The sequence below is a fragment of the Ilyobacter sp. genome (assembly GCF_041583315.1).
Taxonomy (GTDB): domain Bacteria; phylum Fusobacteriota; class Fusobacteriia; order Fusobacteriales; family Fusobacteriaceae; genus Ilyobacter.
Window position 1 is genome coordinate 1 of the sequence record NZ_JBFHGC010000084.1, and the last position, 6,942, is coordinate 6,942.

General features: G+C 37.6%; 8 protein-coding genes. All 8 read left to right on the forward strand.

Going from position 1 to position 6,942, the window contains the following annotated elements:
* The first annotated feature begins 29 nt into the window (after positions 1 to 29).
* The 8 genes from ABZA26_RS04440 to ABZA26_RS04475 all read left to right on the forward strand — a co-directional run bounded on the left by ABZA26_RS04440 (position 30) and on the right by ABZA26_RS04475 (position 6,578).
* Entirely contained in the window at positions 30 to 1,130 is a 1,101-nt protein-coding gene (locus ABZA26_RS04440) for an FMN-binding protein (protein WP_372713308.1), read from the forward strand.
* A 78-nt stretch (positions 1,131 to 1,208) separates the two neighbouring features.
* Entirely contained in the window at positions 1,209 to 1,607 is a 399-nt protein-coding gene (locus tag ABZA26_RS04445; RefSeq protein ID WP_372713309.1) for a hypothetical protein, read from the forward strand.
* A 264-nt stretch (positions 1,608 to 1,871) separates the two neighbouring features.
* Positions 1,872 to 2,087 (forward strand): ferredoxin family protein, encoded by a 216-nt coding sequence (locus ABZA26_RS04450; protein WP_372713310.1) that lies wholly within the window; start codon positions 1,872 to 1,874, stop codon positions 2,085 to 2,087.
* A 22-nt stretch (positions 2,088 to 2,109) separates the two neighbouring features.
* The gene (locus ABZA26_RS04455) at positions 2,110 to 3,720 is read left to right on the forward strand and encodes an FAD-dependent oxidoreductase (protein WP_372713311.1); all 1,611 of its coding nucleotides are present in this window, start codon (positions 2,110 to 2,112) and stop codon (positions 3,718 to 3,720) included.
* Positions 3,721 to 3,744: 24 nt separating this feature from the next.
* Positions 3,745 to 5,409 carry an FAD-dependent oxidoreductase gene (locus ABZA26_RS04460; RefSeq protein ID WP_372713312.1) on the forward strand — a complete coding sequence of 555 codons (1,665 nt, stop codon included), beginning with the start codon at positions 3,745 to 3,747 and terminating at the stop codon, positions 5,407 to 5,409.
* A gap of 39 nt (positions 5,410 to 5,448) precedes the next feature.
* Entirely contained in the window at positions 5,449 to 5,613 is a 165-nt protein-coding gene (locus ABZA26_RS04465; RefSeq protein ID WP_372713313.1) for a twin-arginine translocase TatA/TatE family subunit, read from the forward strand.
* 3 nt (positions 5,614 to 5,616) lie between these two features.
* Positions 5,617 to 6,360 carry a twin-arginine translocase subunit TatC gene (gene tatC / locus ABZA26_RS04470; RefSeq protein ID WP_372713314.1) on the forward strand — a complete coding sequence of 248 codons (744 nt, stop codon included), beginning with the start codon at positions 5,617 to 5,619 and terminating at the stop codon, positions 6,358 to 6,360.
* A gap of 2 nt (positions 6,361 to 6,362) precedes the next feature.
* The gene (locus ABZA26_RS04475) at positions 6,363 to 6,578 is read left to right on the forward strand and encodes a preprotein translocase subunit TatB (RefSeq protein WP_372713315.1); all 216 of its coding nucleotides are present in this window, start codon (positions 6,363 to 6,365) and stop codon (positions 6,576 to 6,578) included.
* Positions 6,579 to 6,942: the final 364 nt, after the last annotated feature.

Sequence of the window (6,942 nt, forward strand, 5' to 3'; positions counted from 1 at the left end):
AACTTTAAAAATATGAAAGGAATAAAATTATGAAAAAAATTCAGGATTACCGATTTTTAGTTCAGCTTTTATGCTTAATTTTAACAGCAGTATCATTTTCTATAAGTTTTAAATTTACACTTTTATTAATTCTGACTCTCACATTTTTTACAGGGGTATTCTACTGCGGTTGGATATGTCCATTTGGGTTTATACAGGATTCCTTTGACCATATAGGAAGTGCATTTGGGATCAAGAAGAGGAAAGTCCCAAAATCACTCCACAGAATTTTAAAATTCAGCAGATATCTGATTTTCCTGCTTTTGCTGTTGAACCTGTCAGATTTTATATTTACCATTTTAAAATTTGATCCGAGAGTAAATTTCTTAGAATTAATATCCGGGAACACTGTAACTATAATTTCAATTTTAGTGGTAGTATTTTTTTCTCTGGTGTCAGTTTTTTTTCAGAGACCATTTTGCAACTATCTCTGTGTACAGGGAGCCAAGTATGGTCTGCTAAGTCTTTTCAGAATTTTTACAATAAAAAGGGATGACGAGAAATGCATCGGATGCAAAAAATGTGAAAGAGTCTGCCCTATGAATATAGATATCACAAATTCAGTAAATCTAAGAGATCCAAACTGTATAAACTGTTTTCAGTGTATAAGCAGCTGTCCCATAGAAAAAACACTTACTTTTGGAAAAGTTGGATTAAGTAGACCGGAAAAGATTAATTTTTCAAAAGGTATTGTTATATTTTCATTGATTTTGTCTCTGTTTATTTATTACAGTACATCTAAAAGTCATGCATCTGGGAATGATAGACAGACAATAACAGCTGAAAAAGTCGGGGGAATCGCCTCTGCAGATATAGCAAAAGGCATCGAAGATGGAACCTATAATGGAAGTTCCAAAGGTTATAAGGGAACGGTCCAGGTAGAAGTAAGGGTGGAAAATGAAATTATTAAAAGTATTGATATTGTAAGTTATCAAGATGATATCGTCTGGTTCAACAGGGCAAAAGATACTGTTCTAAGCGAAATAATAAAAAGTCAAAACACTGCTGTAGATGCCGTTGCAGGAGCAACATATTCTTCGTCAGGGATAATAAATGCTGTTTCAAATGCCCTCAATAATAGGGACAAGTAAGACTTCAAATTATTTATATATAAAAGAAGTAAAATTAATGATTTGAGAGAGTCATATAATAAAAAGGAGAGTGTTATTATGAAAAAATCACTAAAAACGTTAGTTTTAGTTGTATCAATGGTTACAATTACTGCATGTGCAAATGCTTCCACAGGAATGGGGAATTCCTCAGGGGGGATGGGTGACAGACCTCCAAGATTTGAAAAGATTTCAGAGGCAGATTTTTATGCTGGGTTAGCTGTAACGAGCAGTATCAAAGCTAAAATGCAAGTTATTTTAGCTGATTTCAAAACTTCTTTTGAAAGTAAACTTAAAGATACTCAGCAGCCACCAGCTAGAGAAGAAATAGAACCGTTAATAAAAGCAAGGGATTCAAAAATAAAGCCTTTACTTACAACTACTCAGTATGAAACTTATAAGAAAACTGTAGAAGGTTTATTTGTTCCTGATGAGGGACAGAGACCTCAGAGACAATAAGTTTTTAGTTGTTCTAAGTACAGCTAAAACTGTGCTTAGAACAACTTATGCTAAATATAAGATAGTTTAAGCAAAGTTTTGAATTTATGAGGGTTTGAAACTTAGAAGAGTGGAGAAAATGTTTTTACAGCTGACTCTTCAGATTATTTCTTTATTGATAAATTCAAAACTCTGTCTGAGATATATAATAAAAAGAATTCAAGGCACTTTGGGCTATGAGACTTAAGGTGACAATATAATAATTTTATTTTTAGGAGGATTAAGATGATCAAGGTAATTGATGATAAATGCAAAGCTTGCGGAGAATGTATACTGGCATGTCCTTGTGACGTGCTCAGAATGGATAAAGAAACCGGTCTTGCTATTGTAAAATACCCTGATGACTGTCAGCTCTGTAACTTGTGTGTCTACTACTGTCCCTATGATGCAATGGAGCTGACAGCTGAAAAAAACGGGAAACTAGTACTCAGCTGGAGTTAATAAAAAAGGTGGTGCAGAAAATATGGGAGCATATACAAAACAAGAGCATAGTGCAGATATATTGGTAATCGGTGGAGGAATTGCAGCAGTTTTTGCAGCAACCAGAGCCAGTAAAAACGGATCAAAAGTTATAGTGGTAGATAAGGGCAGCATAGGAAGATCGGGGCAGACACCATTTGCCAGTGCTATGGCTGTTTTTGATGAAAAACTGGGCCATAAAAGAGATGAATGGCATAGAATATTGGAAGAAAATTCTAAAAAACTCAATAATCCCGCCTACTTGGATATGTATATGGATTATTCTAAAGAAATCTACAGTGAACTGGAAGACTGGAAGGCAACGGATATAGGCTTTGGCGGTGTTTTCAGAAAAAAATTAATGGAAAATAAAAATATAAAAGTCATAGAAAGAACCATGATTACCACACTTCTTGAAAATAATGGTGAAATTATAGGGGCTGTGGGCTTTTCTCTTGACAGTGAAAAAGCAGTTGTGATAAATGCCAAATCTGTAATCTTGTGTACCGGAGCCGGCGGATTTAAGCCAAATGGATTTCAGGTTGGGTCGCTGACTTTTGACGGTGATGCAATGGCTTATAGAATAGGAGCAAGAATCTCAGGAAAAGAGTTTGTAGATACACATGATAATAATCCAGATTCCCCTGCATATTGCTGGGGGCAATGGCAGGGTATGTGGAGCAGGGGACTTCCAAAGCTGACAGAAGGTCCTATGGAAGGCGGAGGTCAGGCTCTTGACTTGACCGGAGCCCATGAAGCACATAAGGGATTAATCCCTGTGGATGCCCCAAGGCCAGACGGACCACCACCAGGTGGAAGGGACGGAAAACAGGGTCCACCAGATGGTGAAAGATCATACAGACCTCAAGGTCCACCTGGAGGGAAAGAAGGAGAAGGTGAACGCCCAAAAGGAGGCCGCCCAGAGCATCCTATCGGAGGAGCATCGGCAGGACTCAGTGTACATAAGGCTGAAGGCTTATTTCCAAGTGACAGTAAGTGCGCAACTAATATCAAGGGATTATACGCAGCCGGAGACTGCCTGTCTTCTATGCTGGTTGGACCTATTTATAACGGTGTAGGTGGATTTTCTGTAATGGGGTCAGCTGTACAAGGTGCCGCTGCAGGGGAAGCTTCTGCAAAATATGCAAACAATAAAATTATAAAAAACATTAGTGATGAAAAAATAACAAATGCAATTAATGAAATGTTTGAACCTTTAAAGAATGAAAAAGGATATTCTCCAGGATGGGTTGAGCACTTGATACAAGGAGTTTTGACACCTTATTATGTGCTGTATATAAAAGAGAAAAATAGATTGGAATCTGCACTTACAATGGTTGAATTTTACAGAGATCATTTTTTACCAAATTTAAGGGCAACAGACTTACACGATCTGAGAAAAGCTCATGAAGTGAAAAATATGCTTTTAAATGCTGAGATGAAACTAAGATCATCACTTTTCAGGACAGAAAGCAGGGGAAATCATTACAGAGAGGATTATCCTGATCAAGATGACAAAGAATGGCTTGCCTGGGTTGTCATGGAGAAAGGCTCTGACGGGAAAATGAAACTTGAAAAATTCCCTGTTAAAGATTTTAAAAAATTCATGGTATAAACTCAAAAAAATGAGGTGAAAAATATGTATATTAATAGACGGGCATTTATTAAGGGTGCCCTTGGTATAAGTGTAGCAGGTGCCGCCATAGCAGCAGGGCTTATAAAGAACAGATCTCCTAAGGAGATATCACAGCTGATGGAAACTGCACTAGAGCAGGAAACTGATATTCTGGTGATCGGCGGAGGTATTGCAGGGGTATTTGCAGCTCTGAGAGCCAGCAGAAACGGAGCTAAGGTGGTACTTGTAGACAAGGGAAGTGTGGGAAGGTCTGGACAGACTCCTTTTGCCAATGGTTTTGCTGTATTTGATGAATCCAATGGTGATGACAGAGCTACCTGGCACAAAAATATGGCCACAAATACTGAGGGGATAAACAGACCGGAATATCTGGATCAGCTAATGGACTACTCTAAAGAGATATATGAAGAGATGAAGTCATGGGGAGCTACAGAGGTTGGTTTTGGTAAAGTTCTCAGAAAGAAAATTTATGATGAAGGAATTCAGATAATAGAAAGAACAATGCTTACTACACTTCTTGAAAAAGACGGGAAAGTGGCAGGTGCAGTGGGATTTAAATTGGACAGCGAAGAGGCTGTAGTAATAAAAGCTAAATCTGTGCTTCTCTGTACAGGAGCCGGGGCTTTTAAACCAAATGGTTTCCAGTTCAGATCTCTGACAAGCGACGGGGATGCCATGGCCTATAGAATAGGTGGTAAAATTTCCGGGAAAGAGTTTGTAGATACTCATTTTACCGGTTCTGATAATCCGGCCTATTGCTGGGGCAACTGGAAAAATCAATGGGAAACAGGGATAATGAAGACAGAAAATGGTCCGGAAGCAAATGGAATGGGACTGGATCTCAATATGTATCACAGTGCACATGCAGCTAGTATCCCGGTTACTATGGGACCTCCACCAGGAGGTGACGGAGAAAGAAAGCCGCCTGAGAGAAGTGATTCCAGAAGGAAATCTCCTGGAATGGAAGGAGGGAAACCACCAGGAATGGGTGACGGAGATCCTATAGGTGGTTCTACAGCAGGTATGGGAGTTCATAAGAGTGAAGGACTTTTCCCGACTGATGCAAGATGCGGAACTAATATAGAGGGACTCTTTGCAGCAGGTGACTGCCTGTCATCTATGCTGGTAGGAGGAAAGTATGTAGGAGTAATGGGTTTTTCCCTGGCAGGTTCTGCGACACAGGGAGCTCTGGCAGGAGAAGTAGGAGCCGAGTATATAAAAAAATCAGATATGCCTAATATCAGTGACTCTACTATAAAAGAGATAAAAGAAGATATGTTTGCATCGAGGGAACTGGAAAAAGGTTATAGTCCAGCCTGGGTGACTCAGATGCTGCAGTTTAACATGATTCCATACTATGTACTTTACATAAAAAAAGAGGACAGACTAAAAGCTGCTCTTAAAAATATAGAGTTTTTCAGAGATCATTTTGCAGATAAGATGATAGCAAGTGACGCCCATGAACTGAGACTGGTTCATGAAACAAAAAATATGATATTAAATGCAGAGATGAAGCTAAAGGCATCCCTATTTAGGACAGAAAGCAGAGGAAACCACTACAGGGAAGATTATCCTGATAGAAATGATAAAGATTGGCTTGCCTGGGTTGTAATCCAAAAAGATAAAGAGGGTAGCATGAAGCTGTCTAAAGTACCTGTAAATGGATAAATTCAATATTAACTTTTAATTTTAAAGGAGGAAAAGATAATGGGTTCAACAGAATTAATGATTGTTTTGGCTATAGTAGTTCTTGTATTCGGGTCATCAGCAATACCTAAATTGGCTAAATCAGTAGGTGAAGCCAGAAGAGAGTTTAATAAAGCAATTAAGGACGAAGAAAAAAAAGAGACAAAACAAGACGGAGAAGTATAAAAAATGGAAGCAAACCCAGCATCAGACAAGTATATGCATATATTTGAACATCTTAAGGAACTGAGGAAAAGGCTTATTATTTCAGTGATTAGTTTTGCAGTATTTGTTGTAGTGGCATTTTCTATTCACAATGAGATTGTAGATCTGTTTATTAAATTCTATTCCTCTATACCTAGCGGCGGAGAGAATAAGCTCTTTGTAAACTCCATAGTTGAAGGGATGACGACGAAAATTAAAATATCCCTGATCATGGGCCTTATTCTTTCCATGCCTCTGCATATCTATAACATTGTAGCCTTTATTTTTCCAGCCTTGAATAAAAAGGAGAAGGGATGTCTCGCGGCGGCACTTGTCTGCAGCTTTATACTGGTAATAGTGAGCATTTATCTGTCATACTTTAAGATACTTCCCATCTCAATTAAATTTTTGACAGACAGTGACTTTATTCCTCAGGACGTGGGACTTCTACTAAATTATAAAACTAACCTTTTTTATGCTTTGTATTTTGTATTTTGGTCCATAATAGGGTTTCAGAGTCCTATAGTCTTTGTGTTGTTAATGGCCTTTAATATCATAAAGAGGAAAACGGCTCTTGCGGCTAGCAGATATATTATTGTTTTAATATTTGTAGTTTCGGCAATTGTAACACCACCAGATGTGGTGAGCCAGGTAGGATTGGCAATTCCCCTTGTAATACTCTATTTTATGGCTATCCTGGTAGCGAAAATATTTAAGTTTGGAGAGTAGATATGTTTGGATTGGGATTTACAGAGATTATTATTATCTGGGTGGTTATTATGGTGGTGATAAAGCCAGAAGATCTGCCTGGATTTTTCAGAAAAATAAGAAACTTATATCGTGAACTGAAAAAAACATGCAGTGATGTCAACAGGATGAAAGATGATTTTATCAAGATCACTGATGAAGAGATAAAAAAAGATGAAAATAAAAGAATAGGGAAATAAAAGAAGTGCAGGAAATATTATTTCAGCCTTCAAAAAAAAGCAGTTGAAATTTTCACTGCTTTTTTTTATAATGTCACTAATTCTCCGCTAAAAATAAGGGATGGAAACTGAAGAAAAATTAATCTCTGGAAACCTATGGGCAGATAATTGAAGAGGAAAACACAGGTATAGAGTGAGCTCTAAAGATTTTACCAGCTAAGAAAAAAGAATGATAAAGAAGCTTCTTTGAAGAAGGGTGAAAAATACATAAGAGAATCAGCTTGATGTAAAAACAGGGGGAAATGGTTTATGATAGTAAAAGCAAAAAAAAGTGATATAGAACAAATTATGAAGATAATGAGTGTCACAGTGGAAGAGATGAAGT

Coding starts and splice junctions, on each gene's coding strand:
- ABZA26_RS04440 (WP_372713308.1), top strand. CDS start 30: ATGAAAAAAATTCAGGATTACCGATTTTTAGTTCAGCTTTTATGCTTA.
- tatC (WP_372713314.1), top strand. CDS start 5,617: ATGGAAGCAAACCCAGCATCAGACAAGTATATGCATATATTTGAACAT.
- ABZA26_RS04475 (WP_372713315.1), top strand. CDS start 6,363: ATGTTTGGATTGGGATTTACAGAGATTATTATTATCTGGGTGGTTATT.
- ABZA26_RS04455 (WP_372713311.1), top strand. CDS start 2,110: ATGGGAGCATATACAAAACAAGAGCATAGTGCAGATATATTGGTAATC.
- ABZA26_RS04465 (WP_372713313.1), top strand. CDS start 5,449: ATGGGTTCAACAGAATTAATGATTGTTTTGGCTATAGTAGTTCTTGTA.
- ABZA26_RS04445 (WP_372713309.1), top strand. CDS start 1,209: ATGAAAAAATCACTAAAAACGTTAGTTTTAGTTGTATCAATGGTTACA.
- ABZA26_RS04450 (WP_372713310.1), top strand. CDS start 1,872: ATGATCAAGGTAATTGATGATAAATGCAAAGCTTGCGGAGAATGTATA.
- ABZA26_RS04460 (WP_372713312.1), top strand. CDS start 3,745: ATGTATATTAATAGACGGGCATTTATTAAGGGTGCCCTTGGTATAAGT.